The sequence below is a fragment of the Hymenobacter baengnokdamensis genome (assembly GCF_008728635.1).
Taxonomy (GTDB): domain Bacteria; phylum Bacteroidota; class Bacteroidia; order Cytophagales; family Hymenobacteraceae; genus Hymenobacter; species Hymenobacter baengnokdamensis.
In genome coordinates this window covers 521,852-547,676 of record NZ_CP044285.1, presented here as the reverse complement: position 1 = coordinate 547,676, position 25,825 = coordinate 521,852, and the positions used below count along the sequence as shown (strand labels likewise).

24 protein-coding genes are annotated in these 25,825 nt (G+C 58.6%); 12 read left to right on the top strand and 12 right to left on the bottom strand.

The genetic code is table 11. The features are described from left to right. Nucleotides 1–63: 63 nt before the first annotated feature. Nucleotides 64–1,143: an RluA family pseudouridine synthase gene (locus tag F6X24_RS02265; RefSeq protein WP_151086238.1), complete on the top strand. Its 1,080-nt coding sequence runs from the start codon at nucleotides 64–66 to the stop codon at nucleotides 1,141–1,143. Nucleotides 1,144–1,208: 65 nt separating this feature from the next. Here F6X24_RS02265 and F6X24_RS02260 read toward each other — a convergent pair whose 3' ends face one another. From F6X24_RS02260 to mazG, 10 genes are all read right to left on the bottom strand, one after another. After that, the gene (locus F6X24_RS02260) at nucleotides 1,209–2,846 is read right to left on the bottom strand and encodes a tetratricopeptide repeat protein (RefSeq protein WP_151086236.1); all 1,638 of its coding nucleotides are present in this window, start codon (nucleotides 2,844–2,846) and stop codon (nucleotides 1,209–1,211) included. A 71-nt stretch (nucleotides 2,847–2,917) separates the two neighbouring features. Next, a complete protein-coding gene (locus F6X24_RS02255; RefSeq protein WP_191906421.1) occupies nucleotides 2,918–3,937 on the bottom strand; it encodes a PstS family phosphate ABC transporter substrate-binding protein in 1,020 nt (339 codons plus the stop codon). Continuing rightward, entirely contained in the window at nucleotides 3,924–4,190 is a 267-nt protein-coding gene (locus tag F6X24_RS02250) for a hypothetical protein (RefSeq protein ID WP_151086232.1), read from the bottom strand. Before F6X24_RS02250 ends, F6X24_RS02255 begins: the two co-directional genes overlap by 14 nt. A 142-nt stretch (nucleotides 4,191–4,332) precedes the next feature. Beyond that, on the bottom strand, nucleotides 4,333–5,157 hold the full coding sequence (locus F6X24_RS02245) for an energy transducer TonB (RefSeq protein ID WP_151086231.1): 825 nt from the start codon (nucleotides 5,155–5,157) through the stop codon (nucleotides 4,333–4,335). Between the two features lie 182 nt (nucleotides 5,158–5,339). Beyond that, complete coding sequence (locus F6X24_RS19055) at nucleotides 5,340–5,843, bottom strand: energy transducer TonB (protein WP_229725292.1); 504 nt, start codon at nucleotides 5,841–5,843, stop codon at nucleotides 5,340–5,342. Between the two features lie 5 nt (nucleotides 5,844–5,848). After that, nucleotides 5,849–6,163 carry a hypothetical protein gene (locus tag F6X24_RS19050; protein ID WP_229725290.1) on the bottom strand — a complete coding sequence of 105 codons (315 nt, stop codon included), beginning with the start codon at nucleotides 6,161–6,163 and terminating at the stop codon, nucleotides 5,849–5,851. Next, the gene (locus tag F6X24_RS02235) at nucleotides 6,160–6,717 is read right to left on the bottom strand and encodes an ExbD/TolR family protein (protein ID WP_151086229.1); all 558 of its coding nucleotides are present in this window, start codon (nucleotides 6,715–6,717) and stop codon (nucleotides 6,160–6,162) included. The genes F6X24_RS19050 and F6X24_RS02235 overlap by 4 nt, the downstream gene beginning before the upstream one ends. A 12-nt stretch (nucleotides 6,718–6,729) precedes the next feature. After that, nucleotides 6,730–7,362 carry an ExbD/TolR family protein gene (locus tag F6X24_RS02230; protein WP_151086227.1) on the bottom strand — a complete coding sequence of 211 codons (633 nt, stop codon included), beginning with the start codon at nucleotides 7,360–7,362 and terminating at the stop codon, nucleotides 6,730–6,732. A 196-nt stretch (nucleotides 7,363–7,558) separates the two neighbouring features. Next, nucleotides 7,559–8,446, bottom strand: coding sequence for a MotA/TolQ/ExbB proton channel family protein (locus F6X24_RS02225; protein WP_151086225.1), 888 nt, complete (start codon nucleotides 8,444–8,446; stop codon nucleotides 7,559–7,561). A gap of 375 nt (nucleotides 8,447–8,821) precedes the next feature. Beyond that, nucleotides 8,822–9,649 carry a nucleoside triphosphate pyrophosphohydrolase gene (mazG, locus tag F6X24_RS02220; RefSeq protein WP_151086223.1) on the bottom strand — a complete coding sequence of 276 codons (828 nt, stop codon included), beginning with the start codon at nucleotides 9,647–9,649 and terminating at the stop codon, nucleotides 8,822–8,824. A 181-nt stretch (nucleotides 9,650–9,830) separates the two neighbouring features. Between mazG and glmM the strand changes: the two genes are divergently transcribed. From glmM to F6X24_RS02200, 4 genes are all read left to right on the top strand, one after another. After that, nucleotides 9,831–11,222 (top strand): phosphoglucosamine mutase, encoded by a 1,392-nt coding sequence (glmM, locus tag F6X24_RS02215; protein WP_151086221.1) that lies wholly within the window; start codon nucleotides 9,831–9,833, stop codon nucleotides 11,220–11,222. Between the two features lie 99 nt (nucleotides 11,223–11,321). Then, nucleotides 11,322–12,464: a cysteine desulfurase family protein gene (locus F6X24_RS02210; RefSeq protein WP_151086219.1), complete on the top strand. Its 1,143-nt coding sequence runs from the start codon at nucleotides 11,322–11,324 to the stop codon at nucleotides 12,462–12,464. Nucleotides 12,465–12,567: 103 nt separating this feature from the next. Beyond that, nucleotides 12,568–13,530, top strand: coding sequence for a ComEA family DNA-binding protein (locus F6X24_RS02205; protein ID WP_151086217.1), 963 nt, complete (start codon nucleotides 12,568–12,570; stop codon nucleotides 13,528–13,530). A 98-nt stretch (nucleotides 13,531–13,628) separates the two neighbouring features. Next, nucleotides 13,629–14,852: a PepSY-associated TM helix domain-containing protein gene (locus F6X24_RS02200; protein ID WP_151086216.1), complete on the top strand. Its 1,224-nt coding sequence runs from the start codon at nucleotides 13,629–13,631 to the stop codon at nucleotides 14,850–14,852. Between the two features lie 11 nt (nucleotides 14,853–14,863). Here F6X24_RS02200 and F6X24_RS02195 read toward each other — a convergent pair whose 3' ends face one another. Beyond that, a complete protein-coding gene (locus F6X24_RS02195) occupies nucleotides 14,864–16,168 on the bottom strand; it encodes an MFS transporter (RefSeq protein WP_151086214.1) in 1,305 nt (434 codons plus the stop codon). Nucleotides 16,169–16,290: 122 nt separating this feature from the next. On the opposite strand from F6X24_RS02195, the gene F6X24_RS02190 reads away from it, so the two are divergent. Then, nucleotides 16,291–16,674 carry a hypothetical protein gene (locus F6X24_RS02190; RefSeq protein ID WP_151086212.1) on the top strand — a complete coding sequence of 128 codons (384 nt, stop codon included), beginning with the start codon at nucleotides 16,291–16,293 and terminating at the stop codon, nucleotides 16,672–16,674. A gap of 8 nt (nucleotides 16,675–16,682) precedes the next feature. Here F6X24_RS02190 and F6X24_RS02185 read toward each other — a convergent pair whose 3' ends face one another. Continuing rightward, nucleotides 16,683–17,618, bottom strand: coding sequence for an NAD(P)/FAD-dependent oxidoreductase (locus F6X24_RS02185; protein ID WP_151086210.1), 936 nt, complete (start codon nucleotides 17,616–17,618; stop codon nucleotides 16,683–16,685). Nucleotides 17,619–17,771: 153 nt separating this feature from the next. Here F6X24_RS02185 and F6X24_RS02180 point away from each other — a divergent pair, with 153 nt between their 5' ends. From F6X24_RS02180 to F6X24_RS02155, 6 genes are all read left to right on the top strand, one after another. Continuing rightward, complete coding sequence (locus tag F6X24_RS02180; RefSeq protein WP_151086209.1) at nucleotides 17,772–18,131, top strand: winged helix-turn-helix domain-containing protein; 360 nt, start codon at nucleotides 17,772–17,774, stop codon at nucleotides 18,129–18,131. A 133-nt stretch (nucleotides 18,132–18,264) separates the two neighbouring features. After that, nucleotides 18,265–18,732, top strand: a complete 468-nt coding sequence (locus F6X24_RS02175) for a molybdopterin-dependent oxidoreductase (RefSeq protein WP_151086207.1) — start codon at nucleotides 18,265–18,267, stop codon at nucleotides 18,730–18,732. Nucleotides 18,733–18,758: 26 nt separating this feature from the next. Beyond that, complete coding sequence (locus tag F6X24_RS02170) at nucleotides 18,759–21,410, top strand: TonB-dependent receptor (RefSeq protein ID WP_151086206.1); 2,652 nt, start codon at nucleotides 18,759–18,761, stop codon at nucleotides 21,408–21,410. A gap of 75 nt (nucleotides 21,411–21,485) precedes the next feature. Then, entirely contained in the window at nucleotides 21,486–22,568 is a 1,083-nt protein-coding gene (gene moeB / locus F6X24_RS02165) for a molybdopterin-synthase adenylyltransferase MoeB (RefSeq protein WP_151086204.1), read from the top strand. A gap of 277 nt (nucleotides 22,569–22,845) precedes the next feature. Beyond that, nucleotides 22,846–23,613 carry a hypothetical protein gene (locus tag F6X24_RS02160; protein ID WP_151086202.1) on the top strand — a complete coding sequence of 256 codons (768 nt, stop codon included), beginning with the start codon at nucleotides 22,846–22,848 and terminating at the stop codon, nucleotides 23,611–23,613. Nucleotides 23,614–23,639: 26 nt separating this feature from the next. Next, complete coding sequence (locus F6X24_RS02155) at nucleotides 23,640–25,736, top strand: T9SS type A sorting domain-containing protein (RefSeq protein ID WP_151086201.1); 2,097 nt, start codon at nucleotides 23,640–23,642, stop codon at nucleotides 25,734–25,736. Nucleotides 25,737–25,825: the final 89 nt, after the last annotated feature.

Sequence of the window (25,825 nt, the reverse complement as noted above, 5' to 3'; positions counted from 1 at the left end):
CGGCTTTTTTCGTGCTGCCTATTGGGGTGGTAAAATGGGGTTTGTTTGTGATATATAATATTTATGGAATATTTTCCTGAATCTTCGCTCGACCCTGTGCGCAACGAGCCCGACCTGGAAGCAGATGAAGTAGGAGAGGGCGATGAGCTGTATGAGCACCACCGCATCGTGGCTGACCGGGGGCAGGAACTGCTGCGCCTCGATAAGTTCCTGCTCAACCGCCTGGCGAATGCCTCGCGCACCAAGATTCAGGATGCTATTCGGGCGGAGGCAGTACAGGTAAATGGGAAGGTAACCAAGCCCAACTACCGGGTGCGCCCGGCTGATATCATTACTATTACCCTGCCCGAGCCCCCGCGCACGGGCAAAGTGGTGCCGCAGGAGATGGCGCTTGATATTCGCTATGAGGATGCCGACCTGCTCATCGTAAATAAGCCGGCCGGGATGGTCGTACACCCCGCGTACGGCAATTGGGAGGGAACATTGGTAAATGGGCTGGCGTACCACCTCCAGAACCTGCCTACGGGCCGCAATGGTGAAATAAGGCCGGGTCTGGTGCATCGCATCGATAAGGATACATCCGGCCTGCTCGTCATCGGTAAAACCGAGTGGGCGATGACGCACTTGTCGCAGCAGTTTTTTCATCACACCATCGAGCGCAGCTACCTAGCCCTGGCCTGGGGCCGGTTCGATGAAGACGCCGGCACCGTACGCGGCCACATCGGGCGCAGCCTGCGCGACCGCAAAGTGCAGGCCGTGTACCCCGACGGCAGCCAGGGCAAACACGCCGTGACCCACTACCGGGTACTCCAGCGCTACGGGCCGGTGACCCTGCTGGAGTGCCGCCTCGAAACCGGGCGCACCCACCAGATTCGGGCGCATATGCAGCACATCGGCCACCCGCTATTCAGCGACGCTATTTACGGGGGCGACCGCATCCGGGTGGGACAGTCTACCGGCACCTACAAGGCGTTTGTAGAGAACTGCTTTGCCCTTATGCCCCGGCAGGCGCTGCACGCCCGCTCACTAGGCTTCGTGCATCCCAGCACCGGCGAGCGCCTGTTCTTTGAGGCTGAGCTGCCCGAAGACTTCACGGCAGTGCTGGCCCGCTGGGAAAGCTGGGCCGCCACGCAAGGAGTTTGAAAGCCTAACCAACAAAAAGCCCGGTCACTATATAGTGACCGGGCTTTTTGTTGGTTAGCTACGCGTTATTTCTTCTTAACGGTAGTTGTAGTGGTCTTTTTCGTGGCGGTAGTACGGGACGGTACGCCTTTGATAATCTTCATGGCCCCTATTGCATCCGAGTTGGTTGGGTCCAGCTCCAGTACCTTCTGGTAGTAGGGAGTGGCGGCAGCCTTATCACCCTTTTGCAGGTTGTAGTAGCCCAGGTAGTTGTTAGCCTCCACCAGGCCGTTCTTGTACTTGGTTGGGTCGGCGCTGGTCAGCTCGATATACTTCTCATAATAAGGCTTGGCCAGCCCTTTCTTCGAGTCGGGGTCGAGGTTGAAGTTGGCCTGCGCACGGGCCTGATAAGCGGGGGCATAAGTAGGCTTGGCCGTGGTAATGATGTTATACACGCTGTCGGCCTGCGCATACTGCTTATTGCCGCTGTAGGCAGCACCCAGGCGGAACTGGTCGCTCAGGTCGCCGTAAGGCGTAGCCATTATCTGCTTGTAGGTCCGGATAGCGTTAGCATACTGCTTCTGGGAGTTATAAGTCGTGGCCAGTTCGTGCAGCGCCTCATTTTTCTTGATAGGGTCGGTAATGCTGGCAATGGATTTTTGCATTACATCAATTGCATCGCTCCCCTTGCCCGTCTTAACCAGAATTTTGCTCCGGTAAGCATTGTCTTCGGGAAGAATCTTCTCCGGTGGCGCAATTTTCAGGAAGTTGTCCATCGCGGCCAGCGCACCATTATAATCGCCCGTCTCATACAGGTCAAAAGCCTTGAGGCGATTCATGGTAAAGTTGTTGGGCTCAGCGGCCAGCACTTTATTCACTTCTGCCAGCGACTCCGGATACTTCTTGCTCAGATAGAGGAAGGAAGCATATTCGGCATCGGTTTTAGGCGACTTCTCGGCCATATCCCTGTACTGCTGGAAGGTGCTAACGGCCTTATCATACTGTCCTGCTGAGTAATACATCTCGGCCAGCTCCTTGTAAGCAGGGGCGTACTTGGGGTCAACAGCAATAGCTTTGTCAAGGCTTTCCTTGGCAGTAGCACCGTTGCGACTGCGCACACTCAGGATACCCTTCTTCAGGTAAGCCTCCGTGTAATTGGGATTGGCTGCGATAGCCCGGTCGTAGCTACTCATGGCTTCGCCGCCACCCTGGTCAGTTTTGAGGTAGATATCACCGCGGGCTACCATCAGAGCCGGGTCGTCTTTCCCCTTGCCGAGGGCTTCGGCCGTCTTAACGTACGTAAGCGGCTTGGTAATATCCTTTACGTCAGACTCGCCGTAGGCCTGCGCAATCATGGTCAGCACCCGGGCGTCTTTATTTTTGGTGGCTTTAGCAGCGGCATCAAACTTGGCGTCGGCCTCTCCGGCTTTGCCTTTGGCCAGCAATGCCCGGCCTTCGGCAACCATGCCAAAGGGCGTAGGGCCAGCGGCGCGGTTAAAGTAATAGGAAGCAGAATCGGGCAGGTCGCGCATCTGGTAGATGCGGCCCAGCTCGAAGTTGGCTTCGGGGCTGCTGTTGCCACGCAGGTCGGCACGAGCCTCGTTATAGCGGCCAAGCTCAATGGCTTTTTGAGCGCTGGCTACAGTTTGGGCGGTGGCGGCCGTAGCGCCGGCCCCTACGGTGAGGGCGGTCAGCAGCAGCGGTTTCCAGGGCTTGAAAGGCATAAGGAGGAAGGGGAAAGTAAACTTAGGGTGAAAGATTGGTGCTTATACTACGCTTAGTGAGCGAAGGTAGTTCACTGGCGTTTGTTGGTGGTAACGATGCGGGCTTGCATATTCGCAGGCATCAGACCCGATTTCTGGAAGATGAGCTGCCCCTTTTGCCCGGCTACAAACGACACAAAACCTGAGCCAAGCCCGGCCCGCGCTTCCCGGCTGATAGCGTAGATATCACGGCGCAGCGGATAGTTCTGCAGCTCCGGGTGTTCCTTCAGCAACGCGGCCGGTTTAGGAGCCAGGTACACCTGGTAGGGCTGGATGTAGTCATCTTTGGTAGGGTGGGGGCGGGCCGTGATACTGGCCACCCGAATGCGCCGCAGAAAGCCGCGCACGTTGGGGTCATCAAAGTCCGAAATCCAGTTGACGCCCACTATGCCAATCGCGCTTGGGTGCGTGGCCACGTACTCAATAAGCTTGCGGTTCGATTGCGTAGCCGCAGCCTTGGGGCTCAGGGCGCCCCCGCGCAGCAGCGTATCGCGCACGAAGCGGCTGGTGCTGCTGCGGTTGGCATCAAATACTACGTTGATGCCCCCTAGCTTCTTTTGGCCGCTCACTTCACTCCACTGGGCCGTCTGGCCGCTGAAGATGCTCCGCAACTGGGCTACTGTGAGCAGCGTGTCGGGGTTGGATGGGTGCAAAATAATGGCCAGACCATCAATGCCCACTTTGGTAGCGCGGGGCAGCATATTTTGCTTGTCCAACTCCTTTTTCTCGTCCGCATTGAGCTCGCGCGACACTACAATGGCCTTTACCTTGTCATTCAGCAGGTCGAGAAAAACGCTGTCTTCGGGTTGATACGTCACTTTCAGGTGCGCATCAACATAGAGTTTTTGAAATGTATCGACCTGCGATTCCATTACGGGCGCAAAGGTTTCATCGACGCTGATGCCTACGTGGCCGCTGGTAGGGGTATCGGTAGCGTCCTCGCTGGTGCCGGCCGAGCGGTCGGGGTGGCAGGCGGGCAGCAGGCAGCTTGTGAGCAGCAGGGCTCCCAGTATAGCGCGGCCGGGCCGCCAGGTTGGTTTAGCTAAAATCATCGGGCGTGGGCTTGCGAAACTGCGTGCGAATGGTGCGCACGAAGCGAATGAGGCCATAAAGAATGAATACGGAGCCTAGCACCATACGGGTTTTAGGGCCCAGGGGTAGCAAAGCGCCCGCCGCAGTGGGCCGGTGGGCAGTAAGCCAAAGCCAGATGCCCAGCGCGGTATACACCAGCGACATGATGAGGGTGAAGTAGCGAACTATTCGCTGGGGGGAGCCCAGGCGCTCTTCGGTGGTGGGGAGGGGCATGGTGTAGCGAAAGTGGGAGAATACCATAACCCGCGCCCGGCTCCGATTTGTTCGGTGCCCGGCGCGGGTTGCTTATTCCGAATGCAAAAAAGGGCACAAAACCCCGCTTCTCCTAACTATGGGTACCGGCGACCAGCCGCGCCTACTGGTACTGAAACGTAATAGGCAGGGTAAAGCGCACCGGCACAGCGTGCTTGCTTTGGTAGCCGGGCGTCCAGGCGGGCATCTGGCAGATTACCCGCAGGGCTTCCTCGTCGAGGCCATAGCCTAAGCCTTTCAAAATGGTAACGTCCGAAATCTGGCCATCAGCTCCTACCACGAAGCTCATAAATACCCGCCCGCTGATGCCAGCCGCCAGGGCAGCGCCGGGGTAGCGCAGGTGGCTGCGCAAGTAGCGCAGTAAGGCTTCCTGCCCACCGGCAAACTCCGGCATTTTTTCGACGTAGCGAAACGGCTCGGTGGGCGCGGGAGTAGCAACGGCAGTGGTACTGCTTGCCGGGCCCGCGGTACCGGCCACACCGGCATCGTCGGCCGCTATCCCTGGTACCACTGGCCCGGTGAGGCCATCAGCTACCGCTTCGACCGGGGTAGTAGCAGGGCGGGGAGGAGCCAGCTCATCTTTGGTCACTTGCGTCGGCTGCGTAAGGGCCCGATGCGCCACAATGCTATGGGGGCGGGGTGGCGCTACCACGGCTGGCTTGGCCTTTTCCACTGTTGCCTGCATGGGCGGAATGATGGGGTCAAGAGCTACTATATGCGGTACCATTACCACCGGGGCCGGAGCCAGCGCCTGCCAGATATTCCAGCCCAGCACCAGGCCCGCCAGCAGCACCACCGTCAGGCCGCCCGCCGAGGTCAGGTGCTGCTGATAGTCTTGCCGCAGCTGGTAAGCGCCATACGCCCGGTTACGGCCCTCAAATACTACCTCGTCGAGGCTGTCAGTCAAAAATGCAGGAAGCAGAGACATAGCAGAGTAGGGGAAAAGTGAAGGGATATTCACCGGAGGCACCCGGCTACCAAGCTGATGCCGGGCTTATGCTTTTTCCACACCGTGCCAAGAATATTTTCCAGGCAGCATAGCAATACTCCAAAAGCAAAAAGGCCCTGGCTGCGAAGCAGTCAGGGCCTTTAAGACAAGCAAAAGGTAGCTTATTGAATTTTCAGCGTTACTGGTACCGTAAACGATACTTTCACTGCCCGGCCATTCTGCTTACCGGGGATAAACTTCGGCAGCGCCTTGATAGAGCGGATAGTTTCGGCGTCAACCGTGCCAGTCAGGCCTTTCACGATTTTCACGTCCGATACGTCGCCATTCTCATCTACGGTGAAGCTGGCAAACACACGGCCTTCTACCTGGTTGCGCAGGTCAACGGCCGGGTAGCGGAAGTTTTTCTGGATGGCTGCCACGATGGCACCCATGCCACCACCACCGGGGAGGGCCGGCATTTGCTCGACGTAGGTGTAGACTTTATTTTCTACAACTTCTTCGACCACTTTATTGCCTTCGCCGCTCAGGTCGCTCAGGTCGGGGGCATCCGTGTTACCTTTTACGGTTACGGTCGCTACCGTTTTATCCTTCAGCTCCTCCTGGTCGGGTACTTCCTCCTTTTTCACTTCCTCGTCCTTTTTAATTACCGGCGGCGTGAACTTCACGGTCGTCAGCTTGGGCGGGGGGGCGGCGGAGCCTCGGGGGGCGGCGGCGGGGGCGGCGGCTTGGTTTCATCCAGGGGCGGCGCGTCCATCAGCACGTTTTCTTTCAGGTTCAGCACTTCCTTGGGCTTACGCTCTTCGAGCATCTTAGCCAAGGCCGGAATGAATACCAGCAGCGCCAGCAAAGCCGTGCCGATGATAAGCGCCCGGGTTACGTGCCGCCCATACATGCGACGCAGTTGAAAAGCGCCGTACTCCTTGTTGCGCCCCTCAAATACGATGTCGTTCAAGCTGGCACTGGCCAGCTGCGCATTGTCCATCATAGCAATTTCTGAGTTTTAATGAGGTCAATGTCTTTTTTCGGGATGTCAATCAGCGCGTATTTCTTCTGATTGGTGATGTTCATCTCATCCAGAATGTCAACCATATTCTTATATTTCGCCTCTTTGCCTTCGTACACGTAGGGCTCAATCAGAATAATGGGTTCGGGCTGTTGGTGCTGACGCTCCAGCAGCACCTTGCGGATGCCATTGGCCGAGAAGTCGGTTACCTTAATCTCGGGCTTGGGTACCGAAGGGTCGGTGGGCTCGTTCAGGCCGAAGAAGTAAAAAACCTTGTTGTCAGGGGCCAGAATAATAGTAACCGCCTGCGACGCCTTGATTTTGGTTTGTTCGTCGTCCTTGAGGTTCTTATCCTTCACCGGCATCGTGAGCTGCATCACGTTGGGCTTGGCGAAGGTGGTGGTGAGCATAAAGAATGTCAGCAGCAGGAAGGCCAGGTCAACCATGGGCGTCATGTCGATTTTGGTCGACATTTTCTTGGCCCGCTTTTTACCGCCTTTGCCAGAGTCTTTACTCTGTTGTTGGATTTCTGCCATGATTTCTCAGAATTATTGTCCGATGTACGAAGGCTTCATTTCCAGGCTGGTGAGCAGGTTGAAGCGGTTGATATCCTTTTCCTGCAGGTCTTTGATTACCGTTTGCACGGTTTTTACATCAGCGTTGCCATCGCCCTTGATAACCAGGAAGGTCGGCTTTTTGAACAGGGCAGCGTTGGCTTTGCGGGCCTCGATTACCCAGTCAATCATCTGGTTGTTGAGCGAGTCGTACGGGATGCCGGGCAGGGTCGGGTTAAGGGCCTTGCGCTGTTCGGTATCCTTGTCGAGGTAGCTGCCAAGCTGCGTAATCGGCACGCCGAAGTTCGGCATCAGGGAAAATTGCTTAACCTGCGTAGGCGTGAACGTAACGCCGTACTTGGCGCCAACAGCCTTCAGGGCAGCTTCTTTCACGGGTGCTTTGTCGTAGCCGAAGAAAACGCGCTTGTTTTTATCAACGGTCAGGGTCAGAATGTCGCTGTCGGGAGCGTGCAGGTCCGACGTCGAGGACGGAGGGTCTACTACCACAGCTTCATCGGGGCGAAACTGCGTGGTCAACATAAAGAATGTTACCAGCAGAAACGCCAGGTCAACCATCGGCGTCATGTCGAGCGACGGCGAGGTGCGGTGCGGTTTTACTTTAGGCATTGCCGGGAGAAGTTAAAATGACTGGGCCGGGCCCACGGTGCCGGAAGATTAGCGGGTAGTACCATCAGCGGGCCGCCAGGCGGGAGCCGCTCAGAAGTACTGATGCCGACTGTATTCAGATTGCACACGAAGCCCGAAAAAAAAGTTGGGGCGGGGACGGCAAAACGCCTCCGCCCCTCTTTTCGTGCCAGCAGGATTACGACTCCTGACCTGCGTTGCCGTGCTGGGCAGCGAAGGTCTGAATGATGCTGAAGCCAGCCTCATCGATGCTGTAAGTCAGCTCGTCAATCTTGCTGGTAAAGAAGTTGTAGGCTACGATGGCCAGAGCCGACGTACCGATACCGAGTGCCGTGTTGATAAGAGCTTCCGAGATACCGGTTGCCAGAGCCGTAGCGTCGGGGTTACCAGCCTGGGCCAGTGCCGAGAAGGCCTTAATCATACCGAATACCGTACCGAGCAGACCTACCAGCGTAGCGATAGAAGCCAGGGTCGAGATGATAACCAGGTTCTTTTCGAGCATTGGCAGCTCCAGGGCGGTGCTTTCCTCGATTTCTTTCTGGATAGCGAGCACACGCTGGTCGGTGTTCATCGTGGTTTCGCGGCCCATTTCCTGGTATTTCTTCAGGCCGGCGCGTACTACGTTGGCAACCGAGCCTTTCTGCTGGTCGCAGAGGGCGATGGCGCCGTTGATATCGTTCACGTTCAGCTTCTGGCGTACCGAGCGCACAAACGCTTCGATGCTCTGGCTGCCTTTAGCTTTCGAGATAGTAAGGGCACGCTCGATAGAGAAGGTAATAACGCAGAGTAGCATCGTCATCAGGAGCGGTACGATAACCCCGCCCTTGTGCACAATGCCGAGGTAGTCACCCGGCTTCGGGTTGTTCTCCGGGTTGTTGCCCAAGTAGTGGCTCGGGTCGCCCAGTACGAACATAAAGATAATGACGCTGGCGATGAAGGCGAGAACGATAACGATGACCGAAAACAGCGAGGCGCCACCGCTGCTTTTGGCGGGTGCGGCAGCAGCTTTGGGGGCGGCTGGCGCAGCGGGCCGAGCGCCCGGGTTTACAGCATTTTTCTGTTCCATGTGTCCAGTAAGTGTAGGAGGTGGGGGGTTGGTTGAAGGGTAAAAAAGAAGGCTATAGGTGCGAGTTAACCAGGGCACAGGACCCAAGACACTGGCGCAAACAGGGGTTTCGGGGCCGAATCTACGCCGAAGGAAGGAAAAATCCGGCCTGCTAAATTTTTTTTTGTGCCGAATACTATTCGGTAAAAGGCCGAAAGTACTCGCTGAACCGGCCTGATGAGTTACTTAACCAGTCACTGAATTTTGGGTGAGGCCCCAACGCAGGAAGCTGCACGAAGGTTAATTGCCCAGGCGGGCGTTAAAACAGGCGTCGGCTACTAGTATACGCAGCCTCCCCTGGCTCAGTCGTTTAGCCGCCTGGCTGCTTGCGCTTGCTTAGTTGCCGGCAGCTTTGGCGGCGTTCCAGTAAACATCCATCTGGGCCAGCGTCATTTCCGACAAATTTTGTCCGTCCTGGGCCGCAGAAGCTTCCAGGTACTGAAAGCGGCTGATAAATTTCCGATTCGTGCGTTCCAGCGCTTCTTCGGGGTTAATACCCGCAAAGCGGGCAAAGTTGACGAGCGAAAACAGCAGGTCGCCAAACTCCTGGGCGGCCCGCTCGGCCCGGCCCGCGTCGGCCAGCGGCTGGCCGCTGCCGTACTCGGCCCCGAACTCGGCCAGCTCTTCCTGCACTTTTTGCCACACCTGGATTGGCTCTTCAAAATCAAAGCCGGCGCCCCGGGCTTTTTCCTGAATGCGCATGGCCTTTACCAGTGCTGGCAGGGAGGCAGGCACGCCCCCGAGCACGCCGCCGGTGTTGCCTTTTTCCTTTAGCTTCAGCTGCTCCCAGTTGCGCTTTACGGCCGCCTCATCGTCGGCGCGTGCATCGCCATAAATATGGGGGTGTCTGTATATTAGCTTTTCGCATTGTGCGTTCAGCGCGTCGGCAATGTCAAAAGCGCCCTGCTCGGCCGCGATACGGGCATAAAACAGCAGGTGCAGCAGCACATCGCCCAACTCCTTTTTGAGGTCGGGCAGGTCATGCCGCAGAATGGCATCACTCAGCTCATAGGTTTCCTCGATGGTGAGGTGGCGCAGGCTTTCGAGCGTCTGTTTTTTGTCCCAGGGGCATTCCAGCCGCAAGCGGTCGAGCACATCGAGCAGGCGGCCGAATGCCTCAAGCTGGGCGGGCCGGCGGGCAGCGGTAAGCAGCGGATTTTCCATAAAAAAGAAGCAGGCCGAATAATTTTGTTTGGCTAAAGAAGGCCGTAGATACAGTTGGCAGCGTAACTAGATAGCCGATTGCTAGAAATAAGGGGAGGTTGCTGCCAATTACCCCAAGGTATAGATAGCGGGCCTACAAACGGGCAAAGCGCCTACTTTTGCAAAGCTAAAGAGATAACCAGTGACGCTCATAAAATCTATTTCCGGTATTCGCGGCACCATTGGTGGCCCGGCCGGACAAGGACTTACCCCCCTCGATGTGGTAAAATATGCGGCTGCCTACGGCACCTGGGCGGCCGCTCAGGCCACTACCAGCAAGCTGATAGTGATTGGCCGCGACGCCCGCCTTTCGGGCGAGATGGTGAGCCGCCTGGTAGCCGCCACGCTGCAAGGCCTGGGCTTCGATGTGCTCGACCTGGGCCTCAGCACTACGCCTACGGTGGAGATGGCGGTGCCGGCCCGGCAGGCCGCGGGAGGCATCATTCTCACCGCCTCGCACAACCCCAAGCAGTGGAATGCCCTGAAGCTGCTCGACGCGCAGGGTGAGTTTTTGTCGGCGGCGGCCGGCGAGCGCGTGCTGGAGCTGGCCGAAAGCGAAAGCTTCGATTTTGCGCCCGTTACCAAGCTGGGCAGCTACGCCACCGACGATACTTTTCTGAGTGAGCACATTGCCGCTATCCTGGCCTCGCCCCTGGTTGACGTGGCGGCTATCAGGGCCAAAAAATTCCGGGTAGTAGTCGATGCGGTAAACAGTAGCGGCGGCTTTGCCGTGCCGCAGCTGCTAACGGCCCTGGGCGTTGCAACCATTGAGAAAGTACACTGCGAGCCCACCGGCGATTTTGCCCATAACCCCGAGCCCCTGCCCGAACACCTGCGCGATATTGCCAAAGTGCTTGAGAAAGGGGGCTTCGACCTGGGCATCGTGGTAGACCCCGACGTAGACCGCCTGGCGCTGGTGAGCGAAAACGGGGAAATGTTTGGCGAAGAATACACGCTGGTAGCGGTAGCCGATTACGTGCTGGGCTACCACGGCGGCGGCAACACAGTGAGTAACCTCAGCAGTACCCGTGCCCTGCGCGATGTGACCGAAAAGCACGGCGGCACCTACACGGCCGCCGCCGTGGGCGAGGTAAACGTGGTGACCAAGATGAAAGAAACCAACGCCATCATCGGCGGCGAGGGCAACGGCGGCATCATATTCCCCGAGCTGCACTACGGCCGCGATGCGTTGGTAGGCATCGCCCTGTTTCTGACGCACCTGGCTAAGTCGGGCCTAGCCATGAGCCGCCTGCGCAACTCCTACCCAAGCTATTTTATCTCCAAAAATAAAATTGAGCTCACGCCCGAAATCAATACCGACCAGGTGCTGGTGCAGATGGAGAAGCGCTACGCCAAACAGCCGGTAAATACCATTGATGGGGTGAAAATTGAGTTCGACAAAGAGTGGGTGCACCTGCGGAAGTCGAATACCGAGCCCATTATTCGCATCTATGCCGAGTCGGACTCGAACGCCACGGCCGACCATCTGGCCCAGAAAATTATTGCCGATATAAAGGAGATTATCAATGGGTAGTGAGTACTAGGTAATTGGGTAATAAGTAGCGGCTAAGCTGTTAATCAGTACCCAATGCTCATTACCCAATTACCCATTAAGAAGTTAACCACTAAGTAGATGCACGTTTACCTCGACAATGCCGCGACGACGCCGCTCGACCCCGAAGTGCTGGATGCCATGCTGCCCTACCTGAGCCAGCATTACGGCAACCCCAGCAGCCTGCACGGGCCGGGGCGACAGGTGCGCTCGGCAATTGAGGTGGCGCGCAAAACGGTGGCGCAGCTTATTAATGCGGCCCCCAGCGAAATCACGTTTACCTCGGGCGGCACGGAGGCCGATAACTACGCCATTTTCGGCAGTGTGCGCACGCTGGGTCTGCGCCACGCCATTACCTCACCGCTTGAGCACCACGCCGTGCTGCATCCGTTGCAGGCCCTGGCCAAAAACGGCGAAACGGAGCTGAGCTACCTGCGCCACGATGCGCAGGGCCGGCTCGACCTCGGCCAGCTGGAGGAGCTGCTGGCCACCCATCCGCGCTCCCTGGTGAGCCTGATGCACGGCAACAATGAGCTGGGCAACCTGAATGATATATCGGAAATAGGTGATATTTGCGCCCGGCACGACGCCGTGTTCCACACCGATACGGTGCAGACGATGGGCCACTACCGCCACGATGTGCAGCAGCTCAAAAACCACTTTCTGGTGGGGTCGGCGCATAAGTTTCATGGGCCGAAAGGGGTAGGGTTTCTGTACCGGCGCGGCGGGCTGGAAGTAGGGCCGCTTATCCACGGCGGCGCGCAGGAGCGCAACGTGCGCTCGGGTACCGAAAACGTGTACGGCATTGTGGGCTTGGCCAAGGCCCTGGAAATTGCCTGCCGCGATATGGCCGCGCACCAGTACTACATTCAGCGCCTGAAAGACCGGCTCATCGGCCGCCTACAGGCGGGTATTGCCGATGTGCAGTTTAATGGCCTGTCGGCTGCGGCTGACCAGAGCCTCTACACCGTGCTCAGCGTGAGTCTGCCGCCGTCCAGCATCAGCGAGATGCTGCTTTTCAGCCTCGATATTAACAAGATAGCTGCCTCGGGCGGCTCTGCCTGCACGAGCGGCGCCCAGCTCGGCTCGCACGTACTCGAAGCCCTCGGGGGTGATGCCAATAGAGCGACTGTTCGCCTGTCGATGAGCAAGCTCAATACCGAGGAGGAGATTGACTACGCAGCCGCCCAGCTGGTGAAGCTGTACCAGCCCGCGCTGGTGTAAGACTGCCTTCGGATGAATATTTGATGAGGGGCAAGTATCATTGCGCTGATTTCTCATCATCAGCTCTTCATCTATAATCAAGCAGTTCATTTTCTGGCGCTGGATGCGGCGCTACTTCGGCTTTTCGCGGGCTGAAACCCGCGGTTTTGTGCTGCTGCTGTTGGGGGCGCTGGCGGTGGCGGTGCTGCCCGTATTACTACGCCCTACCGCCCCCATTTACCTGCCGGCCGCCGACCAGCGCCAGCTCGATGAGTGGGGACGCGCACTGGCGACCCGGCTCGATTCGGGCCGGGCGGCCAGTGCGCGTACGTATGCGGCCCGCTATCCGGCGCGGAGTGCGCGCTACCCGGCCGTGCCGCAGGTAGCGCTAGCTCCTTTCGACCCCAACGCGCTCACGGCGGAAGGCTGGGAGGCGCGGGGCGTCCCGCATTTCGTGGCTGGTCGCATCGTTGCGTACGGGCAGAAAGCCGGCGGCTTTCGCGCCAAAGCCCAGATACAACGCATCTATGGGCTGCCCGATTCGGTGTATCAGCGGCTGCAGCCGTTTATGCAGCTACCGGCCGAACTGCCGGCTCCTGCCGGCTACGCCGCCCGCTCATCGGCGTTTAGTGATAAGACCGGATTTCCGAGCCGGTTTGCGCGCAAGCCGGCGCATCTGCAGCCCTTCGACCTCAACCTGGCCGATACCACTCAGCTGATGCAGATAAAAGGCATCGGCCCCGGCCGCGCCCGGTGGATAGTAAAGCGCCGCGACGAGCTGGGCGGCTACCTGACGGCAAGCCAGCTGGATGAAGTATTCGTGCTGCGTGACGCGCCCGACCTGGTGGATAGTCTGCGCAAGTACACCTTCGTAGCCGCTGGCTTTGTGCCCCGGCCGGTTCATATCAACTCGGGCACCTTCGATGAGCTATGGCCGCACCCTTACGTAGGCAAGCCGCTGGCCCGGCTCATTGTGGCCTATCGCAAGCAGCACGGCGCTTTCGGTACTCCCGATGACCTAAGGCAAATCAAGATTCTAAAGGAAGAAAGCTTTGTAAAGCTGCGGCCCTACGTGCACTGCGACTGATAGGCAGCTGAGAGTAGCTGCTTCAAACGAATAGGGAGCTTAATGATAATTTTTATTTAAAATCATTCTAAATTGCGGCCGAATTCGTTTTTACCATCATGAAAGTATTTTTTCGGCGGGTGCACTTGTACCTGGCTTTTGCGGCGGGGCTGGTCTTTTTGGTGCAGTGTCTTACGGGGGCAGTTCTGGTTTTTGAGGACGAGCTAACCCATGCCCTTTATGCGGGTCGCTATACAGTGGCGGTGCCGGCTGCCCAGCCGCGCCAGTCGCTGGCCGTGCTGGCCGACCACCTTCGGCAGCTCAAGCCAAAGAGTAAGCTATTGGGCTTCAGGGTGTATGCCGACCCGGCCCGTACTGTCGAGCTGACTTATCGGGAAACACCCGCCCGGCCTGATGATACGCAGCCGGCCGAAGGGCGTGGCTTCCGCCACAAAAGCGCTGCCCCACGCAGCGCTGGAGTCGACAAGCCCAAGGGCCGCCCCGAGCGGGGTAATACGGCCTTTCTGAATCCGTACACCGGCCAGGTAGTAGGCCTGCTCGACAGGCAGGACCGCGGCATATTTAAAGTAGCAGAAGACCTGCACCGCCGCCTGCTGGCGGGCGAGGTAGGGAAGACCGTAACGGGCCTCTCGGCACTATTTATCCTGGTTATTACGGCTACGGGCGTAGTGCTGTGGTGGCCCAAAACCTGGGCTTTGCTCACGGGCCGCCTGCGCATCAGGTGGAGCGGCAGCGGCAAGCGCATCACGCACGACCTGCACGTAGTGCTGGGCTTTTACTGCGCGCCGTTTTTGTTTGGCCTGGCGCTGACCGGGGTTATTATGTCGTATCGCTGGGCAGCGGAGGGTTTATTTCGCCTCACGGGCACCCGGCCCACGGTCGGTATTGCCGCTCCCCGGTCGGCCTTGCCGGGCCGCCCGCGCACGCTGGCTTATGATGCGGCGCTGCGCACGGGCCAGCAAGTATATCGCACCGCCGAATTCTGGCGCGTGGGTGCTCCCAAAGATTCGGCAGCCGCTATCTGCATAAGCGCGCCGAGCACCTTGCCCTGGCGTGCGGCGGGCCTCGATACCTTGTTTGCAGACCGCACTACCGGGGCCGCGCTGGGGCAGCACCTCTACAGCCGGCAGTCGGCCGGTGCCCAGCTGCGGCGGCTGGCCAAGCTCCTGCACACCGGCGAAATCGGGGGCGCTTGGACCAAAGCCCTCGCGCTGGTTGTGGTCTTGTGCAGCCTCACGTTTCCGATAACGGGCGTGCTGCTGTGGCTGAACCGCACGCGCCGCAAGCAGCCGAAAAAGACCCGCACACCAGTGACAGTATAGGCGGACCGGGCCTACTTCTTACCGGCGCCCATTTCCAGGTTGCGGAGCTTATCGGCGCGCCAGGCCGTAACGCCAACCACCAGCATGGTCATCATTCCGCCGAATATTACGCTGGGCACCGTTCCCATGAGCTTGGCCGCCGCTCCGCTCTCGAAGCTGCCAATTTCGTTGCTGGAGCCGATAAAGATGTTGTTTACTGCCGACACCCGGCCTTTCATATATTCCGGCGTGTAAGTATGGATAAGCGTGGAGCGCACGATTACCGAAACCGAATCGAAGACGCCCGTCAGGAACAGCAGGAAAAGCGATAAATACAGATTTTTTGATAAGGCAAAGCCGATGGTTGCCAGCCCGAAGCCGCCCACGGCCCACAGCAGCTTGCGGCCCGCATTCTTTTTGAGCGGCGAAAAAGTGAGCCACACCGCCATCAGCACCGAGCCAACCGAGGGAGCCGCCCGCAGATAGCCCAGGGCATCGGGACCAGCTTTCAGTATTTCGGAAGCGAAAATGGGTAGCAGCGCCACTGCCCCGCCGAAAAGTACCGCAAACATATCCAGCGACAAGGCCGATAGCACAATCTGATTGCTGAAAATGAACTTGATACCGCTCATAATGCTCTCGCTTAGGCGCAGGCGCACGCCCTCAATAACGGGCAGCTCGCGGCTGCCGATGCTGATAAAGAATAATAGGGCCAGGCCTTCCATTACTGTATCGACGCCGTAGGCAAACTCGATACCCAGGTGCGCAAACAGCAGGCCGCCAATAGCTGGGCCCAGCACCGCGCCGGCCTGCCAGGTAGTAGAGTTCCACGTAACGGCATTGGCCAGCAGGCCACGGTCGGGCAGCAGCTGGGGCATAAACGAAAACACGGCCGGCCCCAGGAAGCCGCGGGCAATGCCACTCACGAAAATAACCAGGTACAGCGGCCACACTACCGTAGCATCGAAGGCCGTCAGGTGCAGCCGCCCGTGGTTGAGCACGCTGGCCTGCGCCGGGTGCGAAAGCCAGAACAGCGTGACGGCGCATAGAAACAGCACTGCCACGGCCGGCACAATAATGCGCTTGCGCCGCACCGAATCGACTACGTGCCCGGCATATAGTGAAACCCCTATGCTTGGAATAGCTTCGGCCAGCCCTACCAGGCCCAGGGCGAGCGGGTCTTTGGTGAGCTGAAAAATCTGCCAGCTTACTACTACGCCCTGAATCTGGGTGGCGATGGTAAACAGGATGCGGGCTGTAATCAGGCGCCGAAAATCGGGGATGCGCAGGGCGGCGTACGGGTCGTGCGGGGCCGCGGGGGGCACACTAGGGCTCATGGGCAACTTACGTCTAAAATAGAAGCAGTATTAACTACTGCATGGCACAAAAGTATGGTTCAGGGTAGAGGAAAGTAGCTTATCTTGCAGGCAGGCCGGGCTTGCCGGCTGCCTGCCACCTTATGACCAACCACGGCCTCGACCTGCTGCACCGCCCCGACCTGCCAGTGGTTATTGCCCGCTGGCAGCGCGCCGTAACGCCCACCGAGCTGCGGGCCGGGTACGAGTCGCTGCTGGCTACCGCCGACGCAGTGAGCTGCGGCCGCTGGCTGCTCGACCTGCGCCGCCGCGAAGACCTCACCGAGCCCACGGTCAATACCTGGTTCAGCACCGAGTTTGCGCCGGGGCTGCGCGGCCGTTACGGCGAAGCCGTGCGCCTGGCCTTCCTGGTATCGCCGCTGCGGGCGGCTCAGCCGGTGATGGCCATTGTATCGGCCACTACCACCGACTGCCAGATTGCGACCTTCACCGATGAAGCCGCGGCCTACGCCTGGCTGGCCGGCTGAGCAGGCTACTAGCATCGGGTCGGTTTGGGGCGGTGTACATCTTCGCGGGTGAGTGCCTCGTTGAGGCAAATGCCCGCTTTGTTGCCTTCGGCGGCGGCCAGCATCGCCTGCTGCTGGCCGGGCACCATATCGCCGGCCGCGTACACGCCCGGCACGGTAGTCTGGGCATTTTTATCGACCCATACGGCGCCTTTGCTGGTGAGGCGTGCGCCCAGCTCGGCCGCCAGCGGGCTGCGCTGCTCCTGAGGAGCGTGCATAAACAGAGCCGTACGCTCGAGAAAAGAGCCGTCGGCAAACTCAACGCAGCGGAGCGACCCCCTGGGCCCGCCCACCAGCCGGGCCAGCGGCTCTTCGCGCACGCTGATGCCCTGGCGCAGCAGCCGCCGCCGCCCGTGCTCCGTGATGCGGCTGGGCCCGTCGGTAACAACTACCAAATCGCGGCTCCAGTTGGTGAGTAGCAGGGCCAGCCCCAGTACCGTTTTGCCCTGGCCATACACGGCCAGCGGCTGGTCGCGCACTTCGTAGCCGTGGCAGTAGGGGCAGTGTAATACGCTCGTGCCCCAAAGCTCCCGAAAGCCGGGCAGCGGCGGCAGCAAATCCTCGACGCCGGTGGCCAGCAGCACGCGCCGGGCAGTGCCGGCCCAGGCGTGGCCCTGGCCAGTGGTGCCCGCCGCCCGAAAAACCGGCCCTTCGCGTACAACCGACGTTATCTTCAGCTCCCGCAGCTCCACACTAGGGTAGGGAGTAAGCTGCGCGCGCGCAATGCGTAGCAGCTCGGCCGGCCGGATGCCGTCGTGGGTGAGAAAGCCATGTACGCCGCCCGAGGGCGCATTGCGCGGCGCACCGCCATCGGCTACCAGCACCCGGCGGCGGCAGCGCGCCAGGGTGAGGGCCGCACTCAGTCCGGCGCTGCCCGCGCCCACTACCAACACATCATATTCCATAGAAGATTACCCTAAAAAGATAGTTTGCCAGGTCAGGCGCTGCCCCCTATACTGCCCAACGCATACCGAAGGTTATGTTCGCGGCGGCTTGGCAGTGGATGAGCTATTTTTAAGGCATCGCTGGTACCTGCCACGCGCCTTCTGAATTTTTCTATGCACGAGCTTTTTGCTGAAAATCAAGCCTTCCGCGCCAGCGGCCGCCTCTGGATAGAGGGCCCGGCCGACCGTTTCCTCGGCATTGGCCGGCTTGAGCTGCTGGAGCGCATTCAAGCCACCGGCTCCATCTCGAAGGCGGCCAAGGAAATGGGCATGTCGTACAAAAAAGCCTGGGACTTAGTGAGTTCGATGAATGCCCAGGCCCGACAGCCGCTGGTGGGTGCGCACGCGGGCGGGGCCCACGGCGGCGGCGCCAGCCTCACGCCGGCCGGCGAGCAGGCCATCGCCGGGTTTCGGGCTATGCAGGCGCGGTTTGCGCAGTTTCTGGCCGACGAAACCGCTCGCCTCTACCATTAAAGACCCGTTAAGAGCCCGAACTTTCAGCCGGGGTCGCCGTTATATTTGTCAAAATATAACGCTTTCGACTATTCGGCACATGCTACTTTTTTCTATTGGCCGCCGCTGCTGGCTGCCCACAGCAGTATTAGCAATGAGCGTTGCTGGCTTGCACCCGGCCGCTTGCGCGCAGGCCGGGCCCGCTACGCTTCGGGTCGAGGGGCTGGTGGCTACGCCCCGCACCTTCAGCGCCGCCGACCTGGCCGCGCTGCCCCGCCACGAGCAGGCTACTACCGATAAGGATGGTAAAAAGCACCTGTACCGCGGGGTGGCGCTGGCCGACGTGCTGCACCTGGCGGGCGCGCCGGCCGGCAAGGCCATTCACGGGGCGGTGCTGGCCGAGGCCGTGCTGGCTACTGCTGCCGACGGCTACCGGGCGGTATTTGCCCTGCCGGAAATCGACGCCGATTTCTCGCCCCAGACTATTCTGCTGGCCGACCAGCGCGATGGCCAGCCCCTGCCCGCGCCCGATGGCCCCTACCAGCTCATTGTGCCGCTGGAAAAAAAGCCCGCCCGCTGGGTGCGCCAGCTCACTGGCCTGCGCGTAGTGAGTGTCCAGTAAGATATAGTTAAAACTAAATACAATAAATGAAACAAAAGCTACGCATCCTGTGCGGCTTGGGGGCCTGTGCTGCGGCCCTGGCCCATCCGGCGGCCGCCCAGGCGCCGAAGCCGCCGCGCCACCCGGCCCCTGCCGATACGCTGCGCACCAGCCTCAACGAGGTCGTGGTCTCGGCTTCCCGGGTGGAGGAAAGCTTTTTGCAGTCGCCCGTGACGGTAGAAAAGCTCAACGCCCGCGCCATTCGGCTGTCGGCGGCCCCCTCGTTTTTCGATGCCATCGAAAATCTGAAGGGCGTGCAGGTCATTACCCCCAGCCTGGGCTTCAAGGTGATAAATGCGCGGGGCTTCACCAACACCACCAACGTGCGCTTTGCCCAGCTCGTGGATGGGGTGGATAACCAGGCGCCGCACATCGGCGGGCCAATTGGCAACGTGCTGGGGCCGAGCGACCTCGATATTCAGAGCGTGGAGGTGGTGCCCGGCACGGCCGCCGCCCTGTATGGGCTGAATGCGATTAACGGCCTGGCAAATTTTCAAACCAAAAGTCCATTTAACTCGGAGGGCCTGAGCCTGCGCCAGCAAACGGGTCTCAACCACCTCAGCGACCCGAATGTCAAAACGTTTGGGCAGGGCGCAACCACCGAAAAGCTGTATTCGGAAACCAGCTTGCGCTACGCCAAAGTGCTGATACCCGACAAGCTGGCTTTTAAAGTAAATGGCACTTACCTGCGCGGCTACGACTGGGTAGCCAACGACCAGACCGACATCAACCCCAACGGCAATGCCACGACGGGCCTGTTTGGGGCCGATAACCCGGCCCAGGACCAGGTGAACCGCTACGGCAACGAGTCGTCGGACCGCAAGAGCATTACGCTGGGCGGCAAAAGCTATTCGGTGGCCCGCACCGGCTACGACGAGCGCGACCTCGTCGACTACAATCTCAAGACGCTCAAGGCCGACGCCGCGGTGCACTACCGCTTCCGGCCGGGCGTGGAGCTGGCTTATACCTACCGCGTGGCGGGTTTCGACAACGTGTATCAGCGCTCGAACCGCTTCCGGCTGCAAGGCTACCGCCTGCAGCAGCACGCCCTCACCCTGACCACGCCCGTGGTGCAGGCCCGCGCCTACCTCACCGAAGAAAATACTGGCCAGAGCTACAACCTGCGCTCGATGGGCGAGAACCTCGACCGCAGCTACAAGGCCGATACGCCCTGGTATGCCGACTATACCAACGCCTGGAACGCGGCCGTGGCGGGTGGGCAGTCGGTAGCCGCCGCGCACGCGGCTGCCCGGGCCGCGGCCGATGCCGGCCGCCTTCAGCCCGGCACCGACGCCTTTAATCAAAAGCTGGCCCAGCTTCAGGATATCAATAACTGGGACGTGGGGGCGGCCCTGCGCGTGCGGGCCAGCCTGGCCCACGCCGAAGCGCAGGTAAACATTGCCGAGGCCATCCGGCGCGGCGGCACGGCCCTGCCGGCTAACCTCGACCTGCTGGCCGGGGCCGACCACCGTACCTACATCGTAGTGCCCGATGGCAACTATTTCATTAATCCGAACCCCGGCAAAGACCCGCTGCACGACGATTTGCTATATTCCAAAACCGGGGGCTTCGTGCAGGTTGGCGGCCGGCTTTTGCAGGAAAAGCTGCGCCTTACGGCCACGCTGCGGGTCGATAAAAACGACGATTTTGACGTAAAATTCAACCCGCGCTTCACGGCGGTGTACTCGCCCACGCCGCGCCAGAATTTCCGGCTCAGCTACCAGAGCGGCTACCGCTTTCCAAGCTTGTTTGAGGGGTTCTCGAACGTGAACAGCGGCCAGGTAAAGCGCATTGGCGGCTTGCGCGTGATGTCGGACGGCGTATTTGAGAACAGCTACCTGCGCAGCAGCATCGACGCGTTTAATGCGAAAGTGACGGCCGGCATCAACGGTACGCCGGCCCAGACGCGGGCTCAGGCCATTGCCGCCAATCAAAGCTTACTGGTGAAAAACCCCTACACCTACCTGCGGCCCGAGTATATCCGCTCGCTCGAAATGGGCTACAAGGCGGCCTTAGGGCCGGGTGGCAGGCTACTGGTGGATGTCGATTTTTACTATAATTCGTACCGCGATTTCATCGCTCAGGTCGAAGCCTACGTGCCGCTTACGGCCAGCGGCACAGCGCTCACTACCGGCACCGACCTTACTACCATTGCTACGGCGCTCAGCAGCAGCGCCACGCAGGCGCGCTACCGGCTCTGGACCAACTCCCAAAGCCAGGTGTACAACTACGGTGGCTCGGCCGGGCTGCGCTACGAGCTGGGCGCCGGCTACCTGGCCGGAGCTAACACAACCTACACCCGCCTCGACCGCACCGAAAACGGCGATGGCCTCGAAGACGGCTTCAATACCCCGCGCTGGATGTATAACCTGAGCTTCGCCAACGAGAACGCTTATCAAAATGCCGGCTTCGGGCTGAACTTTCGGCACCAGGTCGGGTATTATTCCCAAACCTTCCTTGTCAATGGCGACGTACCCGCCTACAGTACCCTTGATGCGCAGGTGAGCTACTATATTCCGACCGCTCAGGTGCGGCTAAAACTAGGCGCGAGTAATGTATTGAATAAATACTATGTATCGTACCTGGGCGGCCCGAGCGTGGGCGGGCTGTATTACCTAACGGTGATGTACGGCCTGTAACTACTGCGCCCTGACCGGCGGGAAGGCAGACCACCGATAGTTAAGGCGCGATTTTTTATTCTATACTTCCTCGCTATGTTTTCTCCTGCCGAGCGCCAGCGCTACCGCCGCCACCTCCAGCTAGCCGAAATCGGCGAAGCCGGGCAGGCGCGCCTGCGCCAGGCGCGGGTCTTGGTGGTAGGCGCGGGCGGCCTGGGCTGCCCTGTGCTGCAATACCTGGCGGCGGCGGGCGTAGGCACGCTGGGCCTGGCCGACGCCGACCAGGTGGAGCTAACCAACCTGCCGCGCCAGATTCTCTACGGCCCCAACGACGTAGGCCAGCTCAAAGTAGAAGCCGCGGTCCGCGCCCTGCGTCGGATTAATGAGCTGAATACCTATGTGTTGCATCCCGTGCGCGTAAGTCCGGCCAACGTGCGCGACCTGGTGGCGCAGTACGATGTGGTAGTCGACGGCTCCGATAACTTCCCGACCCGCTACCTGCTCAACGATGCCTGCGTGAGTCTGGGCCGGCCGCTGGTGTCGGGGGCCATCTACAAGTTTGAGGGGCAGGTATCGGTGTTTAACTATGCAGGCGGCCCTACTTACCGCTGCCTTTTTCCCGAGCCGCCCAGCGCGGCCGAAGCGCCCGACTGCAACACGACCGGCGTGCTCAATGTGCTGCCCGGCCTCATCGGCACGGTACAGGCTACCGAGGCGCTGAAAGTAGTGCTGGGCCTGGGCGACGTGCTCAGCGGCCGTCTCTGGCTATTGGATACGCTCAGCTTTCAGACTCGCACGCTGCGCTTTCAGCGCGACCCTGTGCAAAGCCAGCTTAATCTCGACACGGCTAACCCGGCTGATTACATTGACGCCAGCTGCGCTCCGGCACAAGTTGTTGCTAGCCTGAGCGCCAGCGAGCTACGGCAGCAGCTGGCCGCCGCCGAGCCGCCGCTGCTACTCGATGTGCGCGGGCCGCTGGAGTTTCAGCGCCGCCACCTGCCCGGTGCTGTGCTGCTGCCCCTGCCCGAGCTGGCCGCCCGCGCTGCCGAGGTGCCGCGCCAGCGCCCGGTAGTAGTGTATTGCCAGAGCGGGATACGCAGCGCCCAGGCCGTGGCGCTACTGCAGGAGTTGGGCTACGCCAACGTGCAAACCCTGAGTGGCGGCCTGGAGGGCTATTAACGTCTGCCAAAGCCAGTTGGGCATTGTGTGCAAAGCCGGGGGAGTGCATCATCGTTACCAGTCGCCAGCGGCCAGCTAGGGGCGGAACCCCTGCATTGGTCTGGTAGTGCAAAGAGGTTATTTTACTGCTAACACGGTCACTTAGTGAAAATTCATGCGAGCGTCATGAGGGGGAAATGATATTTGGAATATAATATGCTTTTTTACTGTGTTGCGTACTAATAGTTGCTGCGCATTAGATAAGCTAGTAAAACTTCCTTTTTCCACGCTGTAAACTATGTTAAACTCTTGCGTTAAGTTGCTGCTAGTGAGCGGTGGCTGTTTGCTGGCAGTAAGCAGTTGCCGACACCACGATAACCCGCCCAATCCGTGCCAGGGGATGCAGTTGAAGCCGCTCACGTTCCAGTTTTTAGAATACCCGGGCACCCCCACCCCCGATACTACCTATAACAATCAAGTCGTTACGTTTGCCGGACCAGGTGCCCCCTACACGGCCTGGGACTGGCAGGTGGGCTCGTCGCTCAACACGCGCAACGTGCAGCAATTTTCGCTGAGTTTCGACGACGTCACGACCGGGCCTATCCGCGTGCGCCTGATTGCGCACCGGCCGCCCAACACGGCCTGCTTTCCGCACGACGACGGGGTGGATACGCTGACGAAAGTGCTGACGCTGGTGCCCTTCAAGGATTCGCGGGCGCCAATCCGCGACCCGCGTGCGCCTATTTATGGCAAGTTTCAGGGGGCTACTACCGATGCGCCGCGCGACACCTTCACGGTGCGTATTTACCAGGGAGCGAATTATTTCTATCCGAAAGACCCTACAGCCCCACCCAGCGATTACATCAGTAATATTCCTAAAGGTTGTACACGCGCCAATTTTAGTAACTATTTGGCTTGGCGGAGCATCCATATGAACCCAAATTTTTGTACAGATGATGATGGGGTTGGTTACCTGACTAGCCGTGACAGCATTCGGATTAGCTATTTCGTGCAGGGTAGTACGGCACGTGTTAATAAATTTTTCTTAGGCAAGCGGATTCGCTAGCCGTTTCATCCTTCTTTTTCTTTTATATGCGCTTTTCTCTACTGTTAGCAGTGGGGCTAGCAGCTACGTGCGTCTGGTATCGTGCTGCCGCTCAAGTGTGCCCACAAGCGGGCATTGAAACCGACCCACCACGAGCCACTAACCCAAATGGCAACCCCAACACGTTTAATTGGTACTCGGGCGATTATCAGCCGAGCGTCAATAATGGCACGCTCTATAAGCTGAATAGCTCAGTCGACACTACGCCCTACCTCGACTTGCCGTGGCAGCAGCCTAATAATATTAATATGGTCAGGTTTCAGGGCAAGAATGATATCGGGATTAACGGCTGGGAATTAATTAAACGCGACCTCGGCTATACTGACGCAGGCTACCCTTTGGTTACGTCAAACCCTTTTGTTATCATATATAATAAATACCTTGGCATATTGAGGGTTTTCGTTACTATTCAGAATCAGCTTGCCCCTTTCCAGTTTTCCGAAGTGAAACTGAATTTTAGTGATGCCGGTAATTATAAAGCTGCTACGCTGAATCGGATGTCGGCCCTCGGGGTGCCATTAGACGAAACCCCAAAGGGAATGATTAGTCAGCCCTCGGTTGTTGCACGCTACCTTAACGATGGCCGGAAATGGCTGGTCGCGGACTTTCCGATGGATTATGACCCATGTATCTGTCAGTTTGACTCACGCTTGCAAATAGAGGTAAATCTTATCAAAAAAGCTACGGTCACTTTGCAGGCAACTTCTACCGGCAGTATTGTTACCTCACAGGACGCTACAGCGGGTACCGCGAATGGACCTTCTTTCTTCAACGTCGCGAATAAGGCTATCAATGCGGCGGGCACATCCTTTGACAGCGTTGATAAGCTTACAGGTAAACTCAAAGCCGATGGGGCATCAAGTGCAATTGATGATTTTGCTAAAGTAATAAAGACAAATACTTTTCTGCAAAATGGACTGGCATCATTGCCATATATTGGGGCTGCTGTGGGGCTGCTTGATTTTTTTATAGGCGGCGGCGAAGACAGCACGCCACAGCCCATAGCCCTACAGCCGCTGGCAATCCAGATGAGTACCAAAACCACAGGTACCATTCAGGATACTAATTTATACGTTACGCCTTATTTTTTTAATCCAGGTAATCGTTCTACTGTTACGCGTCCGTCAGATATTCCCAATTACAACGAGGCGCTAGGGGTAATCAGCGTATTGCACCGCCCCGTAGTAGATGTTACCTCCCAAAATGTAATATCAGGGACGCGGGGTAATACCTTGCGGCAAATAGTGCAGAAATTCAGGCTGACGCAGAATATCTCTTACGTAATTAATCCGGCGGCTGGTATGACCGTGCAGGATTTCCAGGTGACCCTGGTGGCAGAGGGCGACGAAACAACAACGGTCGGTAGTGGCGACTTTAGCACTTACGAAGGCAACACTGTACACGTTGACCCAACTACTGGTAGCAGTACGCTACGGCAGCTTTATCGCAATCAGTACGTTGATGCCGCGTGCGTGAAGAACTCCGTATTTACCTACTCCAGCACCTATCAGTCAGACAACCCAGCTACCCCGCTTACGTCCGCCGTCACGAATATGTACGTCAAGCTGATGGTTAACCTGAAGCCCAACCCGGTGGCGGGCATGCCAACAACTAATCGACAAAACGTCCTGCTGGTAGCACGCTACCCGGTTACCCTCAACACCGTAACGGCCTTCAGCAGCATTCCGACGGCTGCCTGCGGGGTATTAGCGCAAGCATCTGATAACGACGTACAGGCTACGTGCAGCAGCTCTAAATACGTAATGGCCGTAACACTTCTCAAGAAAAACGACCCCGTAGTAGTGAGCGCCGTTGGGCTGCCTGAAAAAGCCTTTTTAATGTATCCCAATCCGGCTACGAGCAACATGCGCTTTGCTATAACCACCACGACCCCCGGATATGTGCGCGTGTTTTTGAGTAATGCTATGGGCCGAGAAGTCAAGCAAGTAGTAGAAGATAACCGGGCGATGGCTGGCAGCTTCGAAACGTCGGTCTCGGTTGCTGACCTACCGCCGGGTATTTACTACTGCACAATGCAAACTGCTGCTGGCAAAGTAGTCCGGAAGCTAGTAGTGGCACCGTAAGTTGTGCAATAGGTAGTTTACGACCTGTGCTCTCAGACCTGAGGACAGCAGGGTTTTGCTGGTTGACCAGTAAGACCCTGCTGTTTGCA